Source organism: Anaerocolumna chitinilytica, assembly GCF_014218355.1.
Taxonomy (GTDB): Bacteria; Bacillota; Clostridia; order Lachnospirales; family Lachnospiraceae; genus Anaerocolumna; species Anaerocolumna chitinilytica.
The window spans coordinates 5117064-5139954 of sequence record NZ_AP023368.1; the positions used below are offsets into that span (position 1 = coordinate 5117064).

General features: G+C 38.5%; 25 protein-coding genes. 5 read left to right on the forward strand and 20 right to left on the reverse strand.

Features of this window, described 5'->3' with window-relative positions:
• Nucleotides 1-16: 16 nt before the first annotated feature.
• The 9 genes from bsdcttw_RS22445 to bsdcttw_RS22485 all read right to left on the reverse strand — a co-directional run bounded on the left by bsdcttw_RS22445 (nucleotide 17) and on the right by bsdcttw_RS22485 (nucleotide 5180).
• Entirely contained in the window at nucleotides 17-340 is a 324-nt protein-coding gene (locus bsdcttw_RS22445) for an HNH endonuclease (RefSeq protein ID WP_185256997.1), read from the reverse strand.
• Nucleotides 341-2344 (reverse strand): PcfJ domain-containing protein, encoded by a 2004-nt coding sequence (locus tag bsdcttw_RS22450; RefSeq protein ID WP_185256998.1) that lies wholly within the window; start codon nucleotides 2342-2344, stop codon nucleotides 341-343.
• Complete coding sequence (locus bsdcttw_RS22455) at nucleotides 2341-2784, reverse strand: Cas9 inhibitor AcrIIA9 family protein (protein WP_185256999.1); 444 nt, start codon at nucleotides 2782-2784, stop codon at nucleotides 2341-2343. The genes bsdcttw_RS22450 and bsdcttw_RS22455 overlap by 4 nt, the downstream gene beginning before the upstream one ends.
• A complete protein-coding gene (locus bsdcttw_RS22460) occupies nucleotides 2777-3100 on the reverse strand; it encodes a hypothetical protein (protein WP_185257000.1) in 324 nt (107 codons plus the stop codon). The genes bsdcttw_RS22455 and bsdcttw_RS22460 overlap by 8 nt, the downstream gene beginning before the upstream one ends.
• Nucleotides 3088-3546 (reverse strand): RNase H family protein, encoded by a 459-nt coding sequence (locus bsdcttw_RS22465; RefSeq protein WP_185257001.1) that lies wholly within the window; start codon nucleotides 3544-3546, stop codon nucleotides 3088-3090. The genes bsdcttw_RS22460 and bsdcttw_RS22465 overlap by 13 nt, the downstream gene beginning before the upstream one ends.
• Nucleotides 3537-4349: a rolling circle replication-associated protein gene (locus bsdcttw_RS22470; RefSeq protein WP_185257002.1), complete on the reverse strand. Its 813-nt coding sequence runs from the start codon at nucleotides 4347-4349 to the stop codon at nucleotides 3537-3539. Before bsdcttw_RS22470 ends, bsdcttw_RS22465 begins: the two co-directional genes overlap by 10 nt.
• Before the next feature lie 149 nt (nucleotides 4350-4498).
• On the reverse strand, nucleotides 4499-4726 hold the full coding sequence (locus bsdcttw_RS22475; RefSeq protein WP_185257003.1) for a hypothetical protein: 228 nt from the start codon (nucleotides 4724-4726) through the stop codon (nucleotides 4499-4501).
• Nucleotides 4687-4938, reverse strand: coding sequence for an AbrB/MazE/SpoVT family DNA-binding domain-containing protein (locus tag bsdcttw_RS22480; RefSeq protein WP_185257004.1), 252 nt, complete (start codon nucleotides 4936-4938; stop codon nucleotides 4687-4689). Before bsdcttw_RS22480 ends, bsdcttw_RS22475 begins: the two co-directional genes overlap by 40 nt.
• On the reverse strand, nucleotides 4935-5180 hold the full coding sequence (locus bsdcttw_RS22485; protein ID WP_185257005.1) for a hypothetical protein: 246 nt from the start codon (nucleotides 5178-5180) through the stop codon (nucleotides 4935-4937). Before bsdcttw_RS22485 ends, bsdcttw_RS22480 begins: the two co-directional genes overlap by 4 nt.
• Nucleotides 5181-5254: 74 nt before the next feature.
• Between bsdcttw_RS22485 and bsdcttw_RS22490 the strand changes: the two genes are divergently transcribed.
• Nucleotides 5255-5674 (forward strand): hypothetical protein, encoded by a 420-nt coding sequence (locus bsdcttw_RS22490; RefSeq protein WP_185257006.1) that lies wholly within the window; start codon nucleotides 5255-5257, stop codon nucleotides 5672-5674.
• Nucleotides 5675-5837: 163 nt separating this feature from the next.
• On the opposite strand, the gene bsdcttw_RS22495 is transcribed toward bsdcttw_RS22490, so the two are convergent.
• Both bsdcttw_RS22495 and bsdcttw_RS22500 read right to left on the reverse strand, forming a co-directional pair.
• The gene (locus tag bsdcttw_RS22495; RefSeq protein WP_185257007.1) at nucleotides 5838-6011 is read right to left on the reverse strand and encodes a hypothetical protein; all 174 of its coding nucleotides are present in this window, start codon (nucleotides 6009-6011) and stop codon (nucleotides 5838-5840) included.
• A 73-nt stretch (nucleotides 6012-6084) separates the two neighbouring features.
• Nucleotides 6085-6231, reverse strand: a complete 147-nt coding sequence (locus tag bsdcttw_RS22500; RefSeq protein WP_185257008.1) for a hypothetical protein — start codon at nucleotides 6229-6231, stop codon at nucleotides 6085-6087.
• Nucleotides 6232-6377: 146 nt separating this feature from the next.
• Between bsdcttw_RS22500 and bsdcttw_RS22505 the strand changes: the two genes are divergently transcribed.
• Together bsdcttw_RS22505 and bsdcttw_RS22510 are read left to right on the forward strand one after the other, a co-directional pair.
• Nucleotides 6378-6755 carry a helix-turn-helix transcriptional regulator gene (locus bsdcttw_RS22505; protein WP_185257009.1) on the forward strand — a complete coding sequence of 126 codons (378 nt, stop codon included), beginning with the start codon at nucleotides 6378-6380 and terminating at the stop codon, nucleotides 6753-6755.
• Between the two features lie 305 nt (nucleotides 6756-7060).
• Nucleotides 7061-8506 carry a recombinase family protein gene (locus bsdcttw_RS22510; protein WP_185257010.1) on the forward strand — a complete coding sequence of 482 codons (1446 nt, stop codon included), beginning with the start codon at nucleotides 7061-7063 and terminating at the stop codon, nucleotides 8504-8506.
• A gap of 124 nt (nucleotides 8507-8630) precedes the next feature.
• Here the strand turns inward: bsdcttw_RS22510 and bsdcttw_RS22520 are convergent, their stop codons facing one another.
• Together bsdcttw_RS22520 and bsdcttw_RS22525 are read right to left on the reverse strand one after the other, a co-directional pair.
• Nucleotides 8631-8888 (reverse strand): spore coat protein CotJB, encoded by a 258-nt coding sequence (locus bsdcttw_RS22520; RefSeq protein WP_185257012.1) that lies wholly within the window; start codon nucleotides 8886-8888, stop codon nucleotides 8631-8633.
• Nucleotides 8878-9192, reverse strand: a complete 315-nt coding sequence (locus tag bsdcttw_RS22525) for a spore coat associated protein CotJA (protein WP_225903732.1) — start codon at nucleotides 9190-9192, stop codon at nucleotides 8878-8880. The genes bsdcttw_RS22520 and bsdcttw_RS22525 overlap by 11 nt, the downstream gene beginning before the upstream one ends.
• A gap of 509 nt (nucleotides 9193-9701) precedes the next feature.
• Between bsdcttw_RS22525 and bsdcttw_RS22530 the strand changes: the two genes are divergently transcribed.
• Nucleotides 9702-11747: an endonuclease MutS2 gene (locus bsdcttw_RS22530; protein ID WP_185257013.1), complete on the forward strand. Its 2046-nt coding sequence runs from the start codon at nucleotides 9702-9704 to the stop codon at nucleotides 11745-11747.
• Between the two features lie 36 nt (nucleotides 11748-11783).
• Here the strand turns inward: bsdcttw_RS22530 and bsdcttw_RS22535 are convergent, their stop codons facing one another.
• Nucleotides 11784-13178, reverse strand: coding sequence for a sensor histidine kinase (locus tag bsdcttw_RS22535; RefSeq protein ID WP_185257014.1), 1395 nt, complete (start codon nucleotides 13176-13178; stop codon nucleotides 11784-11786).
• Between the two features lies 1 nt (nucleotide 13179).
• Nucleotides 13180-13872, reverse strand: a complete 693-nt coding sequence (locus bsdcttw_RS22540; protein WP_185257015.1) for a response regulator transcription factor — start codon at nucleotides 13870-13872, stop codon at nucleotides 13180-13182.
• Between the two features lie 385 nt (nucleotides 13873-14257).
• On the opposite strand from bsdcttw_RS22540, the gene bsdcttw_RS22545 reads away from it, so the two are divergent.
• Nucleotides 14258-16954: a cation-translocating P-type ATPase gene (locus tag bsdcttw_RS22545; RefSeq protein ID WP_185257016.1), complete on the forward strand. Its 2697-nt coding sequence runs from the start codon at nucleotides 14258-14260 to the stop codon at nucleotides 16952-16954.
• A 302-nt stretch (nucleotides 16955-17256) separates the two neighbouring features.
• Here the strand turns inward: bsdcttw_RS22545 and bsdcttw_RS22550 are convergent, their stop codons facing one another.
• The 5 genes from bsdcttw_RS22550 to bsdcttw_RS22570 form a co-directional block, all read right to left on the reverse strand.
• Entirely contained in the window at nucleotides 17257-18102 is an 846-nt protein-coding gene (locus tag bsdcttw_RS22550) for a TerC/Alx family metal homeostasis membrane protein (RefSeq protein WP_185257017.1), read from the reverse strand.
• A 322-nt stretch (nucleotides 18103-18424) separates the two neighbouring features.
• On the reverse strand, nucleotides 18425-19246 hold the full coding sequence (gene pdaA, locus bsdcttw_RS22555; protein ID WP_185257018.1) for a delta-lactam-biosynthetic de-N-acetylase: 822 nt from the start codon (nucleotides 19244-19246) through the stop codon (nucleotides 18425-18427).
• Nucleotides 19247-19431: 185 nt separating this feature from the next.
• Nucleotides 19432-20808, reverse strand: coding sequence for an ADP-ribosylglycohydrolase family protein (locus bsdcttw_RS22560; protein ID WP_185257019.1), 1377 nt, complete (start codon nucleotides 20806-20808; stop codon nucleotides 19432-19434).
• 80 nt (nucleotides 20809-20888) lie between these two features.
• On the reverse strand, nucleotides 20889-21743 hold the full coding sequence (locus bsdcttw_RS22565) for a sugar phosphate isomerase/epimerase family protein (RefSeq protein WP_185257020.1): 855 nt from the start codon (nucleotides 21741-21743) through the stop codon (nucleotides 20889-20891).
• Nucleotides 21744-21759: 16 nt separating this feature from the next.
• Nucleotides 21760-22818 (reverse strand): Gfo/Idh/MocA family protein, encoded by a 1059-nt coding sequence (locus bsdcttw_RS22570; protein ID WP_185257021.1) that lies wholly within the window; start codon nucleotides 22816-22818, stop codon nucleotides 21760-21762.
• Nucleotides 22819-22891 lie beyond the last annotated feature (73 nt).

Here is a 22891-nt window from a genome sequence, read left to right on the forward strand (position 1 = left end):
GCTTTGCGTATGGTTATTATGGATAAATCTTTCCTCCCATCAACTTTCTTATAATGTCCTCTCTCTTATAGGCTCCTGCTGCTGATGGGACGCGTTTAAAATTCTTTTCAAAATATCTCTTCGATTTTCCTAATAAACGTGATATTTGCTCAATTGTATAGGTTTCTTCATGAAAGATCTCCTGTAGTCTGCTCTGAAGGTTTAATTTAAGTTCTAAGTCCCTTTCTCTGTTTCTATGAGGTCCTTGATCTCCTTCGTGTTCTTCAAGAGTTAGGTCTATTAGATTTAAGTCAAAATCAAGTCCTCCATGCGAACGGAATACTATGTGATGGCTGTGCAACTATACTGCCTCCTTTTCCATGCACTGATATAACTTCTTTTGCTTAAATTTTTCTACGAACTTTTCTACTTCCGGAGTCATTGAACAATTATTTTTTCCTTTTACTTGGATGATTTTATTTTCTTGTACTTCCATCGTGTAGAAAGGTGTATCAATATCATCCAGTTTTCGGATGAATAATATTACGCATTCCTTCCGTAGGACCTTATCTATGTAGGTACCAACGCAGTGATGTAGCTTCGTTCCTTCGTCTCTAATTTCTTTACATGTCCACGGTATTCTAATGGTAAAATGCTTGTCTTTCATGGCATATTCTTTTACATGGGATTCTGCCAATGTATTCATTAGCTCGTTTCTTGCTTCATCTTTCATATTCCTAATTCTTTCAAGCTCCTGCTGCCACTCAGCTGCCACCTTATCATGGGCTTCCTTCAGATGCTTCGGGAAGAAGGCGAAATCATTCATAATAGTTCCAAGTTTTATTGAGTAATCAAGGTAATCGTCGTACTCGGACAAAATTTTGCTTGCCTTTTCATCCTGCGATTTTATATACTTAATAATCTTGTGTGGAGTAAATGTAGTCATGTACTTTATAAGTACCTTTGCCCTATTTTCAGTAATCCACTTTACCTGATCTGTTGTGAGCTTTACTCCGGCTTTATTGGCTTCTTGAATCGTTCTTAATTCTTCAAGTGTTGCATTCATCCTAATCAAGTCTTTGACCTGTTCTTTTGTAACTTCTAAAACTTCATGTATTCTTTTCCCGTTTCGGTTAAATTTAGTGTCAGAATAGTTTCTAATTATGTCTTGTACTAACCGGAAAAGTTTAAGCTTCACAAGATATTCTATATACGGTCTTTCAATATATTGGGTTAAGTATTCACCAGGATAGAATCTGTCACCTTTTAAACCTCGTGCAAACTTATCTATACAGGAATATTGATACTTTGTGCCTTTAAATATAGTCTGAAGGTTTTTATCATATAGGGTTGTCCTATGTATGCAGACGCTCTTTCCTTGCCAGCCGTAATAATTGTAATATCCGTTTTCCCATACACACCACCTTACTACTCCGGTATTTTTAAACTCTTTATAATCGTATGTTTCATCGTTATTGAAGTTTTTATCATACATTGCTCTAACGGTCTCATAAACCCTTGTTTCTGGCTTCATGTAATCATCGTAACTTTTGTAAACTTCAAAGTATCTTAAGCAATAACCTTCTTTCGTTTTCTGGAATATTGATGCATATCCTTTGTCTCTTACAACTGCTGTTTTTTTAATAGCTTTGAAAGTTATTTTACTTTTACAGGAGCTGCATACTCCTTGCTTGTTGTGTTTTGGATTTTTTATGCTAACCATTTTCCCACAATGAGTGCAGTAACCTACTTTTACGTTTCTGGAATAGTTGTAATAAATGTACCTGCTATGCATCATTGCTGTATTGTCCATCCAGGCACTGAAATCTTTTGGCAGTTCCGGTATTAGCTCCATAGCTGCGTCAATCTTATCTGTTATTTTCTTGTGCTGCCTACGAAGGTTTTCGCCTGATATTCCATCTTGAAAATATTTAACAGCCTCAAACGGAGTCTTTTTAGCATTGTCAAGGTAGTTTATAACTGTCCTATCTGCTCCACGGTCATACCACTTACCAACCCGATAGACGTATGAATATTCTGGATTAGTCAAATTATAAATTCTTGCTGTTTTCCACTTTTCTTCATAAGTGTCATAAGTCATAAACTTATTTTCTGCTTTTGATAGGAATATTTGATATCTTGCTTCTGTATCGTCCTCTTGCAGGTCCTTTCTGGCAAAAAGTGCAATTTTCAAAATTTCTCCGCTGTTCACCTTGACTACTTTTGCTTTCATGAACCAATAGTATTCATAGTGTTTTTCAGTCCTGTTGTAACTCTTTATTAACTCAGGTTCCCTCTTTGCGATCTCAAACATTTCCTCATTAGCATTAAGAGGTTCCGTTTTTAAAAGCTCTGCTTTTTTCACTTGGCTACCTCCGTATAGTAAGCCTTGGCCCATTTAAACACGGTGGCATCTGCTATATACTGCTCTTTTGTTCTCTGGCACTCTTCCCGACATTTTTTCTCAACCGTATCTATGCAATCCTTCAGCTTTTTATCTTTGCTTCTAACAATTGTAGCGAAAGAATCCTCTGTACACAGTGTGCAAAGATAGTCTGTGATAGGTCTTACCGGCATTTGAGATTTGATGTTTTCTTTTTCAATGGTTAGCTTTCCGATGGCGGCACTCATAGTATCCGTCAGGAAGGGAATGTCTCCGGCAATATATGCCTTGGCATATTCTTCTTCAATTCCGTTTTCCTTTGCTAAAAGAATAATGTTTTCTGTATCTCCTTCTTCCAGCAGTCCTGCTGCTGCCTGGTTTAATTCTTCTACTGTGTCAAACTCTCCGAATGTATCAAACATAATTTGCCTCCTGCTCCTCTATTTTAGGTACGATTTTTATTTTCTTAAGTTGCTCTTCGTTCGAATGATTTCTTACCCATAAGCATAAATTTCTAAATTCAAATTCTAAAGCGTAAGCAGTTTTTAAATACTCTTTATCTCCTTTTTCACAGGCCAGGTCAAGGATTCTATATCTTCTCTTTACAAGCCTTTTCCTGCGCTTTGCTCTCGAAAGACAGTCATTTGATACACCAAGATGTAAAGAAGCTGCTACCTGTGTGACATTTTCCAGAATGTTTTTCTTCTCTATCGTGTCGTATATGGTTACCTTTGACATATGTCCTCCTTATACTCAATGTTTACATGAGCTATTTGTGTTTTCATGTAACTTGTATAGGGTGTATCCCCTTCACAGATCACTTTGATTTTGTGCTTCTTATAATGCTCTAAGAACTCTTTCCAAAGGTCTGCATTTCCTACCGCTTTCCCTTTGTTGGTCCAGGTATCTAAATTCCAGGACTTGTACCACTCTTGATTGATGGTTTCCGTTACATGGGTGTTGTCTATGTAGAGATTCACGAAGCAAGGCTTCTTTAGGTGTGAAAATGCATCAAGGCAAGCTATAAGAGCTGTGCGGTTCCTGGAGGTTTTTAATACTCCTTTGTAGAGCTGGAGGGTTGCTAGTCCCTTTGAGGTTTCGCTTTCTATTGTGACTGCATATTTCCCATTACCTTTAGAAAGGTGTCCGGTATGTTCAGCATTGATATAAATGTTTACTTCCATGTTCCCTCCTTCCAAGGCGGGCTGCTTCTACTATTGATTTCTTCTATTCTGTATTCAGTGTAGTGATAGTAACTCATTCCGGTGTATGGATTTACACCGTAGTGGATAGAGTCTTTATCTATGTAATATCCTGGGGTTGGTTTTGGACCATTCTCTATTAAGTCCCTTACGGTCCATCTTCTGTATTCTGTTCGTTCCGGTTCCGGTCGAATTAAATTTCTGGAAGTGGAGTAACTTACTAACTCTTTTCTTTCTTCTTCTGGGAAGAAGCTTAGCTGTCCTTCCATTTCTTCATCCGGTAGCTTCACTATGTAGTTGGCTAGTTTCTTGTAACCACCATGTTCGTATATACTCTCGTGATTCACACTTCCTTGCTGCCAACATTGCTGTATAATCAAGTCTGTCTGAGCGTTCTTTAGTCGGTTAACAAGAATGTGTATATGGATTCCTCCTTGCTCCCCTATTTCCATACGCTTTATGAATTTAAGTGGTTCTCCACGTTTTTTATATTCCTTCCTTAAGGCTATAAGGAAATCTTTTAAATGTTCTCTTACCCCTTCTAAAGGAATCCTAGTTCCTTTTGGATATTTCAGAGTGTTCCAAAGATCGTCTGGTATGAAATTAGCTTTTATGAGACGTCTCATTTTCTTTTCTCTGTTACTTTGATTCTGTCTCTTAATTTGTTCTGGGGTTGCCTTTTTCCTTTTACCTCTTTTTTCCCCTTTAGCTCCATACTTACCAGCGTACTTGTATTCATACTCCTTAGAGTTTGTAAACTCCCATACGTCTTTCCAGTATGCCATTTGCTTCTCCTGTGTCTAACTTTAATATACTTAGATTGTTACGAAAGTTATTTAAAACCTCCAAGTTTTTGACAAAGTCCTGCAAATGTGCTATACTTTAATTACATTATTTAAAGAAGCATTTTACAGGTCACCGGTTTAGTTCGCTGCTAAACCGGTGATTTTTTGTCTTTCCATTTGCTTTCATACCACAATTCGTTATGTAAATCTCTGTAAATAATAAACATTCGTTCACCTTGTGGGAAGGTTCTGGAGTATACCCCAATATTTCTAAGTCCTTCTGGCTTGTCCCTCTCTGTAAAGCTTTGGGCTTCGGCCCATTCTGCCGGGATATCACTTATAGAGATTTGTTGAACTTGTCCAGGCATTGTTTGCATATATGACCCTCTCCTACGGTTACGACTTCATCAATTGAGCCGCAATGAGCACACGCTTTTTCGGGTTTGTAAGCCCTTAAGCAGATTGTGTCCCCTTCTGTGTACATTTCTAAGGGTTCTCTTTCTTTTAAACCTAATGTCCTTCTGGTTTCGATTGGAAGTGTAATTCTTCCTAAACTGTCTAACTTTCTTACTATTCCTGTGTTTTTCATACATTGGTTCCTTTCTCTATTTGCATTAATTCCTCATGCATAGTGTCCATTTCTTCTTTAGTTATTGCTCCGGTTTCCATTGCTCCCCAGAGATAATTAGAAATGGCTTCGTTTCTATCACCTTGCTTTACAAGGCTGTCAATAAAGTCTTCTCTTTTCTTTACTTTGATAGAGGCTTCTTCCAAGTCTCTAATGTAAGAAGATAATAGGTCTTTCCCCTTTGCAAATTCTTTCAATGTCATTTTAGCTTATCCTCCTTATGTAATATTTTGTTATATTGTGGTACAATTAATAAAAACGTATGCGAGGTATAATTATGATTGATTGGAATGCTACAGCTGCATGGATTGCTTTAGTTGTTACACTGGTTATTTCTCTTTTAGTTCCATTAGTTACCGCTATTATTAATAACAAGCACCAATTAGAAGTTAAAAAAATCGATATGTTGCAATCTGCTTATAATGATTACAATTTAAAAATGAGAACTGTGTTTGAAGATTATATAAATTGGACTTCTAAAGAATTAACCTATCGTAGCGATCTAGTTCAAACTGCATCTTATTTAAAAAGTTATCATGAGCTTTATTTTTATGTTCCTAAAGAACTATGGGACAAATTAGAATATATGAATCATGTTATTTACACTGACAATGTACATGCCAAAGATGAATTTTTATTACTAGTTAGAGAATTAGCCGATATATTAGAAAAGCAAGAGAAATCAAGTCCACAATAATAATATATATCAGCCAAAACTTGAATCTAATCTGGTACTTTTTGTGTATTATAATGCTTAGTGCGGAAAGTACCAGAATTACGAGAAACCATCCAATGTCTGTCAAACCTCTTATCCTCCTTTCTATTTAATGGGTTATACTGCTTGTCCTCATATACCGCTATTAAGCGGTATCTTTCTTTAATTCATTAACCGGAACATATCCAATAGCCCTTAACATCCTGTCATTCATTTTTATTCCGATTTGTTCTTTTTCTTCTGGCGTGAAAGAATCCCATGACTTATATTCTCCGCTCTCAGTTTTAAAATGTCCGCGCACTATTAATTCTTTCGCCATATCTGCCTCTCCTTTCTTAATTATTTTATGTGCTATCGTTTGTACTACTTTCCTAATCCGCCTAACCTATTGGCTAGGCGGATTGTCTTTCTCTTTCTTGTTGCTCTGCCTTAATTTCCATTCCCTCTCCAATTCCGAGCAGTCTGGCTTTTTGTATTTCATTTAGATTCGGAATAACTCTCTGGAACGTTTCGAGTATTTTCTTTTCTGTTTCGCTCATAATATTGCTCCTTTCGTTGAATTAACACTGCTATGTGGTTATAATACACCACGATGTGGTGATTGTCAATAACTTTTTAAATCTGTTTATTGACTATGTGGGATTTTTGTTGTAAAATATGTTCAGAAATTTAATGGAGGTAACACATGAAAAATAGAATTAAGGAAATAAGAAAAACCGTAGGGCTTAATCAGATTGAATTTGGTGCAAAAATAGGTGTTAAGGGTAATACAATAGGTAATTATGAAGTAGGATTAAGAAATCCTTCAGATGCAGTTATATTTTCAATATGCCGAGAATTTAACGTTAACGAAGAATGGCTTCGTACTGGAAATGGCGAAATGTTTATACATATGGATAGAGAAGACGAATTATCCGCTTGGGCAGGTTCTATATTAAACCCCAATAACGATAATGAATTCATGAAGAAGTTCGTACATATGCTTAGCAAGCTAAAAGAAGATGATTGGAAAGTGTTAGAAAAAATGGCTTTGTTAATGTCAGAAGAAAATAAAGAAGGCTAGACACAAGGCCTAGCCAGATATTGATTGAATAAACATATAGATTCTTCTTAAAACTCTTTCATTTGTTATTTTTTCAATCAAATCAATTATAAGTTTATGATAATCTTTCTCCACACGTAAGTCCTCCACATTATGTATTTATCTAGTAGTTGATTACATTATAGAACATTTGTTTGTTGTTTTCAATACTATTATTAACAATACTTACGTATTACGTAACTTTAAATCACAAAACCGGCTCTGGTTTTACAATTAGGGTATTTTTATACACAAAATCCCATATTATTTTATAAGGAGTTGATATCATGCAAACCGCAGCACTCTATATAAGAGTTAGTACCGATAAGCAGGAGGAGCTTTCTCCCGATGCTCAAAAAAGATTATTACTGGAATATGCAGAAAAGAATAATATGATTACTTCTGAAGAATTTATATATATAGAAGGTGGTATATCAGGTAAAAAAGCTGACAAGCGTCCAAAATTTCAACATATGATAGGTCTTGCTAAATCCAAAGATCACCCATTTGATGTTATACTTGTATGGAAATACTCCAGATTCGCCAGGAATCAAGAAGAAAGTGTTTTATATAAATCTTTGTTAAAGAGAAACGGCATTGATGTGATAAGCATTACTGAACCTTTAATTGAAGGTCCATTCGGAACTCTTATTGAACGTATAATCGAATGGATGGATGAATATTATTCGATTCGTCTTTCTGGCGAAGTTATAAGAGGCATGTCCGAAAAAGCCTTAAGAGGTGGTTATCAATCTGCTTGTCCTCTTGGTTATAATTCGACTTCTACCGGTCAACCTCCTGTTATTAATCCCGTTGAAGCTGATATTGTACGTAAGATTTATAATCAATATGTTTACGAAGGTATGTCTATGTTTCAGATTGCAATACAATTAAATGCTTTAGGTATTAAAACTAGACAAGGTAGTAAATTTCAGCGTCGAACCATTCAATACATACTAGATAATCCTTTTTATCATGGTTTTGTTAGGTGGAATAGACAGAATCATTCTAGTAACAGCATCAAATCAGAGGATGAATGGATTATTACTAAGGGTACTCATGAATCTTTGATTTCTGATGAATTATTTTCTTTAGCTCAAGATCGTATGAAAACTGAATACGCTCCTAGAAAAGCAAGACCTGTAACAGAGTATAAGCACTGGCTATCAGGTATAATGCGTTGTGCTTATTGTGGTAAGGCATTAGTTGCTTCTTCATCTCGTAACCCTGAAATATTTAATTTTCAATGCAGTAGTTATTCTAAGGGGTTGTGTAAGTCAAACTGTGTTACTAGCAAAAAGATTGTTCCTGGTGTGATTGGGTATTTTGAAAAGGTTCTTGCCTCTGGCCATGTCGAATACTCCGTTAAAAGCAATAACAACGATATCGACTTATCTCTTTTAAAACAACAACTTTCTAAGCTGGATTCGAAAGAAGAGAGAATCAGAACGGCATATATTAATGGTATAGATACTATAGAAGAGTATAAAAAGAGCAAAGAGCTCATATCTATAGAGCGTGAATCAATTCAGAATCAATTAGATGAATTACAACAAGTTTCTCTGCAAGATCATAAGCCCGAAATGCTAAGCCGCATTCAAGAAGTTTATAACATCATTACAGATGACTCCATCGATATGCTGACAAAGAATAAAGCTATGAAGTCTGTTGTTGAGTATATAACTTACAATAAAGATGAATCTGCTATAGATATATACTTTTATTTTTTTTGATTCAATTATCATATTCTATTACAATTCAGTCCGCCAAATTGCGTAATAATAAATTTTGCGGTTGCAGCATTAGGGGTTTTAATATTTACAGGATGTTGAAGTCTCTTTTCATAGGTCCACATAATCAGCACGCTCCTTCCCATGGCCAGGGGTCATTAATCCAAGTCCACATATTGGAGGGAGCCACATCATAAGCTGATATAGGACCGAAACAGTCCCTGTATTCCTCCATGGCTTCATTTCGAATCTGTCTATACGTCTGGAAATACTCTAAGGCTTCTTTATCATAGGGATGAGTATCCAGAAAAAGCCTAGCATCATCGAGGGCAAAGCTGGCTTCTGTAATGATACACATTAACTGATCTCTGCTTTTACTTGTCATATCTGCCACCTCTTCCTCCGCACATATTACCGGCTCCAAGAAATGGTAAATCCAGTTCCTCAAATATAGTACCTTGTTTCAATGCTGTTCCGGCATCATAAATATTTCTCCATTTTTGCATAGGAACATAAGCCATTGCCAGGGGCAATTTGTCAAGACATTTATCAGCGCTGCTCACTGTTTCGCATCCGCTTTTTACAGCTTCTAAAACCGGTGTAACACCACAACCACAACCATACTGCTGATTCTGGTTATAGCCCATTCTGCCATTTTGGGGATACATCGGACGTCTGTAGTTATCCATTTGGTAGCTCCTTTATAAAATATACATATTATCTTATGAATTCTGCCGGTATTGGTGACATCTTAACCTGTAAATTACTATGAATTAAAATGAAATCCCTTTACAAAATACCTGTTCTATGCTATGATGACAGCATTATAAATGAATTTGAAAGGATGGTTTTGATGTCGGTATTATCTGTTAGTGAGGTTATTAATAACTAAAGCAGTAGCTTTTTGCTGCTGTTTTGGAAAAGTATATTACTATGTAACAGGCAAAGTCTTCGTTAAGATGAGCTTTGTTTGATACATTTATTTGTTGTACACTTTTCCTGAACTACAGAATATACTCCATCTGCCATCTTTTAATATTGGCAGGCATAGCAATTGCTTTATTGCTATGCTTCTTTTTGTACCCACAGGGAGTTTTTCTGTTTATTTCCTGTGGGTACTTTTTATATAAATTAATATTAAGAAAGGTTAGATTCAGGAATCTCAAATCTCTGATTTAAGATTCCTGAGGGAAAAACAATGTTTAATAAAACTTCTCATATTTTAGAATTTGATACAATAAAAACCATGCTTTGTGAAAGAGCAGTATCAGATACTGCAAAAGCAAAGCTTATGATGCTGGCCCCTTTTCTTTCACTCTCCGAGGTTAAACTTAAGATTCAAGAAACTACTGAGGCAAAAGCTATTCTTAGTTCTCTTGGCACACCTCCTCTTCCTTCTATGAAGGATATGGATAAATATCTTGAATTAGCTTCCATAGGCAGTATGCTTACACCGGAACAGCTGCTTTTTGTTGCCAGCTTCCTTACGGCTACCAGACGTGTTAAAACCTATCTGCTAAAGGCTGAATTTCTGCAGACAGAAATTGCTTATTACGGTAATTCCTTTGCGGACCTCACTTCACTGGCAGAGGAAGTCAACCGCTGCCTGCGAAATAATCAGGTTGACGATGAAGCTTCCAAGGAATTAAAAGGTCTTCGAAGAAGAATGGAACAAATACAGACGGAAATTCGAAGTAAATTGGAAAATCTGCTAAAGAATAAAAAAGAATGGTTTTCAGAGAGTTTTATCTCTACCCGTAACGGCCATTATGTCCTTCCGGTAAAGAAGGAGCACAAAAATCAGGTCAGCGGTTCTACCGTTGACATCTCCTCCACCGGGTCAACCTGCTTTATGGTTCCTAACTCCGTATTAAAGTTAGAAGATGAACTCTCCCTTTTAAAAATCGAAGAAGAAAATGAAGTAAGGCGGATTTTGTATCTCTTAACAGGTATGATAGCAGATGCTTCTTCTGACATCCACCTTAATATGCAGGCCATGGAAACCCTTGATATTCTTTTTGCCAAAGCAAAATTAAGCATGGATATGAAAGCAATTCCGGCTCTTATGAATCACGAGAGAAGAATTGTTATAAAAGAAGGGCGTCATCCCCTCTTAAATGCAAAAGAATGTGTCCCTCTTGACTTTAAGCTGGGAGAGGGCATACAAGGAGTCGTAATCACCGGTCCTAACACCGGTGGTAAAACAGTAGCACTAAAAACAGTTGGAATCCTTAGCCTTATGGCGCAATGCGGTCTTCATGTCCCCTGCACGGAAGCAGAACTGGCAATGAATAACGGTGTTTTCTGCGATATTGGTGACGGACAGAGCATCACAGAGAATCTCTCAACCTTCTCCTCTCATATAACAAATATCATTGAGATCCTGAAGAACTCCAATGAAGAAAGCCTGGTGCTCATGGATGAACTTGGTTCCGGAACAGACCCGGCAGAGGGTATGGGAATCGCTATTGCTATCTTAGAGGAGTTACGGATGAAAAACTGCCTCTTTGTCGCTACTACCCACTATCCGGAGGTGAAAGATTATGCCGCTAAAACTGCCGGACTTATCAATGCAAGAATGGCTTTTGATAAGGAAAGCTTAAAACCACTCTACCGTCTGGAAATCGGCGAGGCCGGCGAAAGCTGTGCTCTTTATATTGCAAAGCGTTTAGGATTTCCGGAAGCTATGCTAAGACGGGCACATCAAGAAGCTTATGAGAGAAACCTTTCTGCAGGCTTAAGGTCCTCCTCCAAAAAGACTTCCGCTGAAGATTCCAACCAGGCTTCATTACCAACTGTTTCTGCACCTGCTGCTTCCCGGAACTTACCAGAGAACAGTTATAAAAATGCTGACAGTCCTGCCATAGATAGCAATAATTCCTCCTTTCCTACAACAATTCTCCCAAGAGTAGAAGGGGAGAAAAAAGAGCTCTCTTCAAACAAAAGCAATCTGAGCTTAAAATATACAATCGGGGATAGCGTAATGGTCTATCCCCAGAAGAAAATCGGTATTGTATTTCAGATATCAGCTGAAAAGGGGCTGATAGGAGTTCAGATGCAAAAGAAAAAGGAATTTGTAAACCATAAAAGGTTAAAATTAATCTCTAAGGCAGATAATCTATACCCACCGGATTATGACTTCTCCATTGTCTTTGATACTGTTGCTAACAGAAAAGCCAGACATAAGATGGAGAAAGGGCACCAGCCTGACCTGGAAATTCGTTATGATCCTATGAACCCATAACCTACAGAGCCATAATTGCCGAGCCAAAAATTATAGTCAGCCCTCTGCTTTCCCAGGAAGTATTATCGTAAATACAGTACCTTTGTCTGTTTCACTGTTTACCGTGATACTTCCTCCGTGGGCTTCTACAATAGATTTGGTAATAGAAAGCCCAATTCCGGCTCCTCCGGTATTTCTGTTTCTGGATTTATCCGCCCGGTAAAAACGCTCAAAGATATGAGGTATATCTTCTTTCGGTATCCCGCTTCCGTTATCGGATACCTGAATCTCCACTGAATCTGCAGCCTGTTTAAAAGTAATGATAACTTCTGCTCCCTCGCCTGAGTATTTTACGGCGTTGGAGAGGAGGTTATTAAATACCTGACTCATCTTATCCTTATCGGCATAAATAATTCCATCCCCTTCAACTCCGACCTGTATCCTATTATCTCTTAATTCTTTTTCATAATTATTAAGAAGCCGTTCCAAAAGGAGAGAAAATTCAAACTCTTCCTTATGAAGCAGGATATTTCTATCCTCCAGGGCAGACAAGTCTTCAATGCTTCCTACCAGCTTCTTAAGACGCATAATTTCTTCATAACAGCTTGATAACCTTTCATTGCTTAGTTCCCAAACTCCGTCGAGCATTGCCTCCATATGCCCCTGAACAGAGGTAAGTGGGGTTCGAAGCTCATGGGCCACATCCTGTGTCAATTGCTTTCGAAGCCTGTCCTTCTCCATCAGTGCATCCGACAGTTGATTTATAGTATCCGCTAAAATCTTTATTTCTCTGGTATTATAATCTGAGGCAATCCTCTCTTTATACTCTCCCCTAGCTAAGAAGAGAGCTTTATCCGAAATCTTCTTTAAAGGACTGCTCAATCTGGCAGACATAAAGATACCAAGAAAGAACGCCAAAAGAATAGATGCTGCTCCGGTGAAGAGCAGAATAGAATTTAAAGCCTTGATAAAAATCAATTCTTCATCATTAAAATAATAAGGCCCCATAAACCCTGTTGTAAGTTCTGCTACAACAGCATTATGATCCATTATAGGATACGTTTTTTCCTCATATCTGCCATCCCACTTATTGGAATAACTGGACATATTAATCGCCATATTTTTTATCATAGCCTGGCAAAGCCCGTTATTATGTTCATAGGCTGACCAGATGGTTCCGCCCTTTGTATCTTTAATTACAAGAATCATACCATTTTGCAGGGAATTCATTCCGATGATATCAAGGTAACTGCTGCGAAATCCACCTTCTTCATCGTATTTCATCTTTATAAGATTTATCGTCTCTTCTGTTTCCTTCTCCTGTTTCTGTATCGCATAGTGCTTAAACTGATTCTTAATGCCCACATTTGCAAAAAGAACGGCAAAACCAATGCTGGCAATAACAATCACCACATAGGAGAAGGTCAGTTTTTGTTTTAATGAGTACTTCAAATTAAGCTCCAAATTTATACCCCACACCTCTTATTGTCAGGATGTATTCCGGTTCTTTGGGATTGTCCTCTAATTTTGCCCTAAGATTCTTGATATGGGAATCTATCGTCCGGTCAAACCCTGCATAATCTCCGTCAAAAGCAACCATAATTAACTCTTCTCTGGTAAAAACCTTGGTTGTCCTCTTTGCAAGAGTTGTTAACAGTTTAAACTCGCTGGGTGTTAAGAGGATATCTTCTCCCTCTTTTATTACCCGGTAATTGACGGTATTAATAATCAGCTTTCCACCGCCAAAAGTTAAGGTTTCGCCTCCCTCTTCTTTTTCCGTTCTCCGAAAAAGCGCATTTACCCTGGCTACCATTTGCCTGGGACTGAAAGGCTTCGTAATGTAATCGTCCGCTCCGATATCCAATCCGTGTATTACGCTCTCCTCACTGCTTTTCGCAGTCAGGATAATAACAGGTATACGCGAAGTTTTTCTGAGGTTTATTAATATTTCTTCACCGCTTTTATCCGGAAGCATCAAATCCAGTAAAAGCATGTCCGGTTTTCCTTCTCTTAGCTTTTCTTCTGCTTCTCTTCCGGAACCAGCCATTAGTACTTCATATCCACTATTTTTAAGATATGATTCTATAAACTCCATTATTTTGACTTCATCTTCAACAACTAATATACATTTTTTATTTTCGCTCACAAAATTACCTCGTATTTTTTATAGTCAGGATTTTATTTACTTTCATTCTTTCTAATAAAATCTAACCACACTCTATCCATAAATACAAATTATTTTTTAATCTATTTCGTTCCTCTTTACCATAGCATGAATTTATGGATTTATCATGGATATTCACATTAGAAAGTATATTATCCAACACTATTAGCCCTATGATGACAAAATTTCTTAAAACAGGAATTTTTAATGAAATTTTAATTGTACTAATATAGATTTACATTGTACAATTATATTCACAAGTATATTCTTTTACAGAATAGAAAAAACTAGTTTCAAACCATCGAAAATCCGTCAGTAGCACTCATAGAGAAGCCTGCCGGATAAAAATTATGAGAGAGGTGTTTATATGTGGTTTTCAAAACCTGCGAAGGAAGCCCTGGAGGAGCTTTCTGTGGACCCATCAAAAGGGCTTAGCACAACTGAAGCTAGGACCCGATTAGAAAAGTACGGTCCGAACAAACTGAAAGGGAAGCCAAAGAAAAGCCTGTTAACGCTGTTTTTCTCCCAATTAAAGGATATGCTTATCTATGTTCTTTTAGGTGCCGCCGTTATCACAGTATTCATTAAGGAATATGCCGATGCCATCATTATCCTTCTAGTGGTTATCCTGAATGCAGTTATTGGTGTCATACAGGAATCCAAAGCAGAAAAGGCAGTGGAAGCCCTGCAAAAGATGACAACCCCGAAATCCTTAGTACGCCGCGACGGTGAAGTAATGGAAATTAATTCGGAAGAGGTAGTCCCCGGTGATATTATTATTCTGGATGCCGGAAGATTTATACCTGCTGATATCAGATTAATAGAAAGTGCCAATCTCCAAATCGAAGAATCCGCGTTAACAGGTGAATCTGTACCCGTAACAAAGGATTTCAATGATCTTCTGGAAGATCCCAAAACTCCCATTGGTGACAAAACTAATATGGCTTTCATGTCTACCCTTGTTACTTACGGGCGCGGGGAAGGTGTTGTTGTAGCTACAGCTATGGATACTGAGATCGGTAAGATTGCAAAAATCCTGGATGAAGACAATGATGAACTAACTCCCCTGCAGAGACGCCTCGAAGAGCTTGGTAAGACTCTTGGCTATCTTGCTATTGGTATCTGTGTCTTAATATTTGCCATAGCACTTATTCAAAAACGTGATTTATTCGAAATGTTCCTCACCGCTATCAGCCTCGCTGTTGCTGCCATCCCAGAGGGCCTCGCAGCCATCGTAGCCATTGTTTTAGCTCTTGGCGTTACCAGAATGTCAAAGATTAATGCTATTGTTAAAAAACTTCCTGCGGTAGAAACTCTAGGATCCGTAAATATCATCTGTTCTGATAAGACTGGTACCCTGACACAGAACAAAATGACTGTAGTAAAAACCTACACCCTTAGCCACCAAAGGGATATTGCTGCGATAAAATCTCTTGGAGAAAAAGATATATTAGAACCTACTCCCGATGAAAAAGAATTGGTGAGATCTTTTGTATTATGCTCTGACGCCACTTATGAAAATGGCTCCGGAACCGGTGACCCTACAGAAATTGCACTGGTTGTTATGGGTGAGCGCTTCAACCTTACAAAGAACTCTTTGAATTCTGCCCATAACCGCGTCGGAGAAAAACCCTTTGATTCTGACAGAAAGCTGATGTCAACTCTGAATAAAGAGAATAGTGGTTATCGCGTTCATACCAAAGGTGCTATCGATAATCTGCTTCGAATCTCAGGTACTGCTCTGCAAGATGGTAAACTTGTTCCTTTGACTGATGAGATTAAGAAAAACATTCTAAAAGCAGCTGAGGAAATGTCTGATTCAGCTCTTCGTGTATTAGGTGTAGCCTATAAGGATACCGGTTCAATCATTGATGCCGAAGAGATGGAAAAAGACCTGACTATTATTGGTATAGTGGGTATGATAGATCCTCCCAGACTGGAAGTTAAGGATTCCATTCAGGAAGCAAAAGCTGCCGGTATTACACCGATTATGATTACAGGTGATCATAAGAACACTGCCGTTGCCATTGCCAAGGAGCTAGGTATTGCAGAATCCATTAGCCAGAGTCTTACCGGAGCAGAAATCGATGAAATGTCTGATGAAGAATTCTCTGATAAGATAAACAACTACAGAGTATTTGCCAGAGTTTCACCCGAACATAAAGTTAAAATTGTGCGAGCCTTTAAATCCCACGGAAACATCGTATCCATGACCGGCGACGGTGTAAATGATGCTCCTTCCCTGAAATATGCAGACATTGGTGTTGCCATGGGTATTACCGGAACGGATGTGGCAAAGGGTGCCAGTGATATGATTCTTACGGATGATAACTTTACAACCATTGTAAATGCGATTGAAGAAGGAAGAAATATCTATAACAACATTAAGAAATCCGTTATTTTCCTCTTATCCTGTAACCTGGGAGAGGTTATATCCATCCTTTTCTCCATTCTGTTCTTCTGGCCGGTGCCTTTAGCTGCCACACAGCTTTTATGGATTAACCTGATTACAGACTCACTGCCGGCTATTGCCCTCGGTGTTGACCCTGGTGACAAGGATGTTATGAAACGTAAACCAAGAGATCCCAAGCAAAGCTTTTTTGCAGAAGGTTCCGGTGCCCGTGCTGTAATTGGCGGCTTCCTAATAGGTCTCCTGACTCTGACCGCCTTCTTCTTTGGTATGTATGAGCACGGCTTTAATATCTTTACCAGCTTGGCAAAAGAGGTTACAAAATCCTCTGATTACCAGACTGCATTAATTTATGCCAGAACTATGGCCTTTGTAGTACTTGCAGCTTCCCAGCTCTTTTACTCCCTCTCTATGAGAAGTCATGAAAAGTCCATTTTCCAGATTGGTATATTTAAGAACAAATTCCTGATCGGTTCTATTATCGTTGGCTTACTGCTGCAGGAAATTGTAATCTCTATCCCTTTCCTGGCAACTGCCTTCGGCGTTCACAATATCAGCTTAAGAGATTGGGGCATTGTAATCCTTTTCTCCCTTGTACCTCTTATTGTAAATGAACTGATTAAATTTTTCGTTAGAGTTGCAAAATCCAAATAACAAAGCAAAATAGAAAAACCCTTAGGGAACAATGAACTGACCCCCATATGTTAGACCTAAAATTCTAACATTTAGGATGTCAGCTCAGAATTCACTAAGGGTTTTATAATTCCTAAATAATATCTGATAACCGGTAATAATATCAAGATCCCAAAGTTCCAAAAAGGCTATAGGAACTTGTGTCATATTAGTTGACAAATTCCTCATCCGCAGCTTGTACATGGGCATCCTATAGATAAATTACTTCCAGTTCACCTGCGCTATCCAGACGGATTGTCTGAATATTCATATCAGTTTAATATCTATTTCTTATTAGTCAAAATTACTTGTTCTTTTTTTGTAATCATAGCTGACAAAATTACGCTTAAGGTTAAAACCGTAAATATTACCAGCAAAGATACTTCTATGGATATATGGAGATTAAATAACAGGGAAACCAGTTTAAAACCGGTAAAGGTAAGTATTAGAGCAACTCCATACTTTACATATTTGAATTTCTCCTGCAGCTTGCCAAGAACAAAATACAGACTTCTAAGTCCCAGTATTGCAAAAATGTTGGAGGTATATACTATGAACGGATCTGTGGAAATAGAAAAAACAGCGGGAATGGAATCAATTGCAAAGAGGATATCAGTAAACTCAATTACAATTATTATAGCAAATAAAGGAGTGGCATAAAGTATACTTCCTTTTTTGATAAAGAACCTGTCTCCTTCCAGCTCATGGGTAACAGGTATAATTTTACTAAGAAGCTTTATAATCCTGCTATCCTTAAAATCCTTATCATCCTCTTGATTTATCATCATCTTAATTCCGCTGATAATCAATATTGCACCAAATATATAAAGAACCCATTCAAATTTATCGACAATTGTAACTCCCAGTAGTATGAATATAAGCCTTAGGATAATGGCACCAAAAATTCCATAATTCAGTACACGCCTTTGATACTGCTGCTTGATACCGAAACTGGAAAACACCATTAAGAACAGAAACAGGTTATCTATACTTAAAGACTGTTCAATAACATAGCCCCCTAAGAATTCTAAAGCCTTTTCTCTTCCTGCAAAGATGTAGATGCCCAGATTAAAACACAGCGCTAATCCAATCCAAAATAATACCCATGATAGTGCTTTTTTTGTAGACAATGAAATATCCTCCTCGGTTTTTTTGTAATTCATCTGCTGTAGCTGATTGTTATTTACAATAATATACACAGCCTTTCTGTTGTACTTCTCTAAGAAAATATGCGTCTGTCCCTGGTTTGATTCCTCCTTTAATGAGGGGTAAAAAAAAGACTTCTAATATTATCTGGCATTGTCAGGTAATATTAAAAGTCTTGCTATCCGTTTACGGAGTATAAGGCCAGGCAATCAGTATATGCCGGTTGTTGACCTTATATCTTGTAAGCTACTCCCTCTTAATGGCTTCTAGTATATCATGGGTCAAAAGTCCCTGTCAACTAAAGGTTTATTGGCCGCTACTTGCATTTACCAGATCATCCAGGGTGCCGAAGGTATAGCCCATCTCTTCCCACTTTGTCAGAAGTTCGTCTAGGATTTCTGCATTGGTTTTGGAGGTGCTGTGAAGAAGTACAATTGCACCGGGATGGATTCTGCTGAGAAGTTTTTTAAAGGCGGCTTCCTTTGTGGGTTGCTTATCTTGTAACCAGTCTACATAGGCAAGGCTCCAGAAGAAGGTTTTGTATCCCATTTCCTTTGCCATCTCAAGATTATGGGTACTGTATTTTCCCTGAGGCGGTCTGTAATACTTGGTCATCTTTTGTCCGGTGACCTCTTCATAGGATTTTTCCAGGTCTCCTAACTCTTTCTGGAAGGCTTCTTTCGATGAGATGCTTGACATATTGGGGTGGTTGTATGTATGATTTCCTACCTGATGTCCTTCTGCTACAATACGTTTTACCAAGTCCGGACAGGTCTTGATAAAGTTACCAACTACAAAGAAGGTAGCATGAACATTATGCTTTTTCAGAGCATCCAGAATTGCGGGCATATTCCCATTCTCATAACCTGCATCAAAAGTCAGATAGATGACCTTTTTACTGGTATCACCTATATAATAGGTGTCATATTTTTTTAGTTCATCTGCGGTAGCTTTGGCGGATGGCGGCTGACCCTCCGTGGAGAAACCAAGTCCCCAGTTTTCTTCGGCCTGTATTGTATCTTTTGCATAAACATGTACCAGCATAGCTATTCCGCCGCCCAGAAAATAAAAACCGATTAGAATTGCCGCTATGATAATACACTTTTTGTACGGAATCTTTTTCAACATAAAAACTCCCTAGCCCTTTTTATACAATATATTACATGGATTAGCCTCTAATACCTGTATCCGTTGTCCTTTTTTAAGAGGTTTTTGTTCGCTCTTCTTTGTAAAAATGTGAAGGCAAAGACCCGTGGCAGGCTGTTAGTACCGCACACTCTGCCTCGCTCGGGGGAGTATAGACGCTCTGGAATCTAATGACTCCTTATAGATTTCGCAATCCTTACCGTCCTATCTGCCAAATCCGATATCTCTGCAAGCCCAATTCCATCAATCCCGGATTTTACTTTATTATTCAGAGGTTTAACCCATTTCTCCGGAATAGTATCTGCACCAAGAACCATTCCAAGAATGGAACCAACCGTTGCACCGTTGCAATCCGTATCAAATCCGGCCATTACTGCTATACCGATTGATTTTTCAAAATCAAGACTTCCATACAATAGTCCCATACATACAATCATAGCATTTGGTATGGTATGGCACCAATCATGGGGGAGCTTTTCGTTATATAATTGATGAATCTTATTCATTGCACTTTCCAAATCCACACCGGAATCATACCATTCAAGCACCCTATGAATACGGGCATATAGTCTTGATTTTTCCGGTATCATGGATAAACCGGTCTTTATAATATATAGCATATCCCTTGATACGGCTGCGGCTGACAGCATGGCAGCAATAAGCATTTCCCCGTAGATTCCGTTTTTGGTGTGGGATATAGAGGCATCCCGCCAGGCCATTTCAGAGCTAAGTTCTGCATTACCGGGAGCTATATATCCAAAGAAATCTGCTCGTATCTGTGCACCAATCCATTCTCGGTAGGGATTCCTTAAGTTAGCGGAGCTGGGAGGCCTCTTCAGATTTATCAAATTGCGGTAGGCTACTCTCTCGGCTGTACATAAATGCAGTATAGGGAGTTTATCCAGCCAGCATTCTGCCACATCCTCCGGTGTAAAATGAGCTCCATAAATCTCCAGGATTCTTAATCCCATTATAGTGTAATTTGTGTCATCATCTTCCGGCATGGTTTCTACATTATTAATCCATCCTTTTTTAAGGTTCCCGTATACACCGGGATAATCCGTAACACCGCACTCCTCTTTTATTTCCATTGGTATATCCGAAGACATATAATGTTTGATTGGATAATTTCCGGTGGCTTTTAAAAGCCTTTCAATCCTTTCTCTTTGCCAGCCTTCAACCGGCTGCCCCAGCAAACATCCGGCACATCTTCCCAGCCAGGCTCCATATATTTTATTATAAAGGATATCGTCGGATAAATTAGCTGTATTTTTGCGATGCTGTAATTTGTTCTTGGACCTTTCCGCCTTAATGCCTGCCAGGTCCGACGGCTCTATAAAGGCGAAATCCTCTTTTACAGGAAGAGCAAATAATTCATCCAGGAGATTTCCAGCCTGTAGTTCCTTTTCTGCTCCCTCTTCCATCTTTCTGATTTCTTCAACCCTTTTCTGATATCCTTTGGTGGCTTTTCCTTCCTCTTTTGATTCTAATAATTCGATATCCAGTCCTTCCGAATATTTTAGCCATGGTAAATCTGTCAGCATATTCTCCCTCCTGTCTTTATCCAAATATTACTTTACAATCGCCGCGGTTATGCCTCTCAAAACATAAGCAAACATCGGCCTCAACTTTCGATAGCCTTCCTTGCATATGCTATACATTCTGAGGTGCCTTTCACAGGATCTCCGGCCCCTTCATATTCGATTGAAAGAAATCCTCCATATCCAGATTCTTTCATATAAGTAATAATTGCCGTAATGGGTACATCTCCTTTCCCAAGGACAATCCCCTGATAAACACTACCATCAATGGCTGCATAGCACTCTTCCAAATCTGCCTTTGCTAAATCTGCCGCGGTTAAAGCCACCTTTTTTAAATCCTTTAAATGCAGAAAGCCAATTTGATCCTTTAATAGTTTAACTGCATCCAAAGGATTTTCATTTACCAGCATAAAATTTCCGACATCCGTGTTTGCTTTTAACGCTTTTGAGCAGGTCCTATCTATAATGTTCTTTACCTGATAGGACTTTCCTGCAAGAAGGCCATGATTTTCCAATACCATTGTTATCCCTTTTTGTTCAGCCAGAAGTGCCGCCTCCTGAAAGCCCTCTACAATCCAATCCTCTGCCATATTAAGAGACATCCCGTCTTTTTTATATCCGCCAAATACTCTCAATATCCCGGTACCCAGTTCTAAAGCAGTATCCATGCTTTTCTTTATATACTCTATCTGTGCCTTTCTTCCACTGCTGTCTAAAAGGACTAAGTCATTGCTGATGGAATAAGCGGATACCTCCATGTCCAGCTCCTGTAAAAGTTCTTTTACTTTCTTTATATCCCCTTGGCCGCTCAGGAAACAATCCAGCAATTCTACATATCGCACACCATTCTCATGGCAGAACCTGATAAAATCCAGGTTACTAATCTCATTTCCGAACAGTTTTTTCTGAAGAGACCATGCACTTACAGATAATTTCATGGGTATTTACCCTCCTTTAATTGATAATAACTTCATGCCCGGTCTTTGCCGATTTATAGATGGCATCTATTATTTTCATTAATTCCAGGCCATCCTCCGCTGGATTCAGGCATTCCTCACCATCTGCGATGCAGCTTATAAAATGCTTCATCTCCTGTATAAAATTATGTTCAAAGGAGCTTCCATTGGGGTCTAATAAAGGTTTTGAATCTCTTAGATAATCATATTTGTTTTCATATACTTCCAATTCCGGTTCCATTTTCGCTCCGGCTTTGTCTCCAAAGAGCTCCAGATAAAGCCGGTCTTCTTTTATATTTTGCACCCAGCTCGTTTCAAAGAATAAGGTCATATTGTTGTCAAACTTTATGAGAGCCGTTGCACAGTCCTCCACGTCATTATACTCGCTGTAATCTGCTGAGTTATACTTTTGTATTCCTTTCACTTCCGGCTTCATGCCCATATGATAAAAGGCGGATGCCGTAACCGATATCACTTTGGGCTTACCGGAAAGATAGCGGATAAGGTCTATCATATGTACCCCCAGGTCAATCACCGGGCCTCCCCCTGATCTTTGCTTATCGGAAAACCAGCCCCCGGGATTGCCCCACCTTCTCAGGCAGCCGGCCTTTGCATAATAGATATTTCCCAAATCACCGCTATCAATTATGCTTTTTAGAGCAACCGCATTATCTCCAAATCTCCTGCAAAAGCCTACCATTAATATTTTCCCCGTCTTTTTTGCAGTTTCCACCATTTCAGCTGCCTGAGCTGCATTTAGTGCAAGAGGTTTTTCACATAAAACATGCTTTCCTGCATTTAATGCCGCTATACTTGCGGGAGCATGGATATTATTCCACGCTGTAACACTTACCGCATCTATTTCTGCCATTTTTAACAGCTCGTTATAATCGGTAAAAGTATGAGGAATATTATAGGTTTTTGCAAAGGCTTTCACCCGCTCCTCACAGATATCACAGGCCGCGACTACCTCCACATTCTGAAGGCGGGTATATCCCGCCATATGCATATTGCTAATACTTCCGGTACCAATTATCCCTACTTTTACTTTTTCCATACCTACCTCCGTTCTGTCTACAGACAACTTTCCACTGGAAAGCTGTAAAAATCGGTTCAAATGTGATTAAGTA

Bases quoted from the DNA above. Each gene is read 5' to 3' on its own strand.
- bsdcttw_RS22455 (WP_185256999.1), bottom strand. From the start codon at position 2,784: ATGTTTGATACATTCGGAGAGTTTGACACAGTAGAAGAATTAAACCAG.
- bsdcttw_RS22460 (WP_185257000.1), bottom strand. From the start codon at position 3,100: ATGTCAAAGGTAACCATATACGACACGATAGAGAAGAAAAACATTCTG.
- bsdcttw_RS22465 (WP_185257001.1), bottom strand. From the start codon at position 3,546: ATGGAAGTAAACATTTATATCAATGCTGAACATACCGGACACCTTTCT.
- bsdcttw_RS22470 (WP_185257002.1), bottom strand. From the start codon at position 4,349: ATGGCATACTGGAAAGACGTATGGGAGTTTACAAACTCTAAGGAGTAT.
- bsdcttw_RS22475 (WP_185257003.1), bottom strand. From the start codon at position 4,726: ATGCAAACAATGCCTGGACAAGTTCAACAAATCTCTATAAGTGATATC.
- bsdcttw_RS22480 (WP_185257004.1), bottom strand. From the start codon at position 4,938: ATGAAAAACACAGGAATAGTAAGAAAGTTAGACAGTTTAGGAAGAATT.
- bsdcttw_RS22485 (WP_185257005.1), bottom strand. From the start codon at position 5,180: ATGACATTGAAAGAATTTGCAAAGGGGAAAGACCTATTATCTTCTTAC.
- bsdcttw_RS22490 (WP_185257006.1), top strand. From the start codon at position 5,255: ATGATTGATTGGAATGCTACAGCTGCATGGATTGCTTTAGTTGTTACA.
- bsdcttw_RS22495 (WP_185257007.1), bottom strand. From the start codon at position 6,011: ATGGCGAAAGAATTAATAGTGCGCGGACATTTTAAAACTGAGAGCGGA.
- bsdcttw_RS22500 (WP_185257008.1), bottom strand. From the start codon at position 6,231: ATGAGCGAAACAGAAAAGAAAATACTCGAAACGTTCCAGAGAGTTATT.
- bsdcttw_RS22505 (WP_185257009.1), top strand. From the start codon at position 6,378: ATGAAAAATAGAATTAAGGAAATAAGAAAAACCGTAGGGCTTAATCAG.
- bsdcttw_RS22510 (WP_185257010.1), top strand. From the start codon at position 7,061: ATGCAAACCGCAGCACTCTATATAAGAGTTAGTACCGATAAGCAGGAG.
- bsdcttw_RS22520 (WP_185257012.1), bottom strand. From the start codon at position 8,888: ATGACAAGTAAAAGCAGAGATCAGTTAATGTGTATCATTACAGAAGCC.
- bsdcttw_RS22525 (WP_225903732.1), bottom strand. From the start codon at position 9,192: ATGGATAACTACAGACGTCCGATGTATCCCCAAAATGGCAGAATGGGC.
- bsdcttw_RS22530 (WP_185257013.1), top strand. From the start codon at position 9,702: ATGTTTAATAAAACTTCTCATATTTTAGAATTTGATACAATAAAAACC.
- bsdcttw_RS22545 (WP_185257016.1), top strand. From the start codon at position 14,258: ATGTGGTTTTCAAAACCTGCGAAGGAAGCCCTGGAGGAGCTTTCTGTG.
- pdaA (WP_185257018.1), bottom strand. From the start codon at position 19,246: ATGTTGAAAAAGATTCCGTACAAAAAGTGTATTATCATAGCGGCAATT.
- bsdcttw_RS22560 (WP_185257019.1), bottom strand. From the start codon at position 20,808: ATGCTGACAGATTTACCATGGCTAAAATATTCGGAAGGACTGGATATC.
- bsdcttw_RS22565 (WP_185257020.1), bottom strand. From the start codon at position 21,743: ATGAAATTATCTGTAAGTGCATGGTCTCTTCAGAAAAAACTGTTCGGA.
- bsdcttw_RS22570 (WP_185257021.1), bottom strand. From the start codon at position 22,818: ATGGAAAAAGTAAAAGTAGGGATAATTGGTACCGGAAGTATTAGCAAT.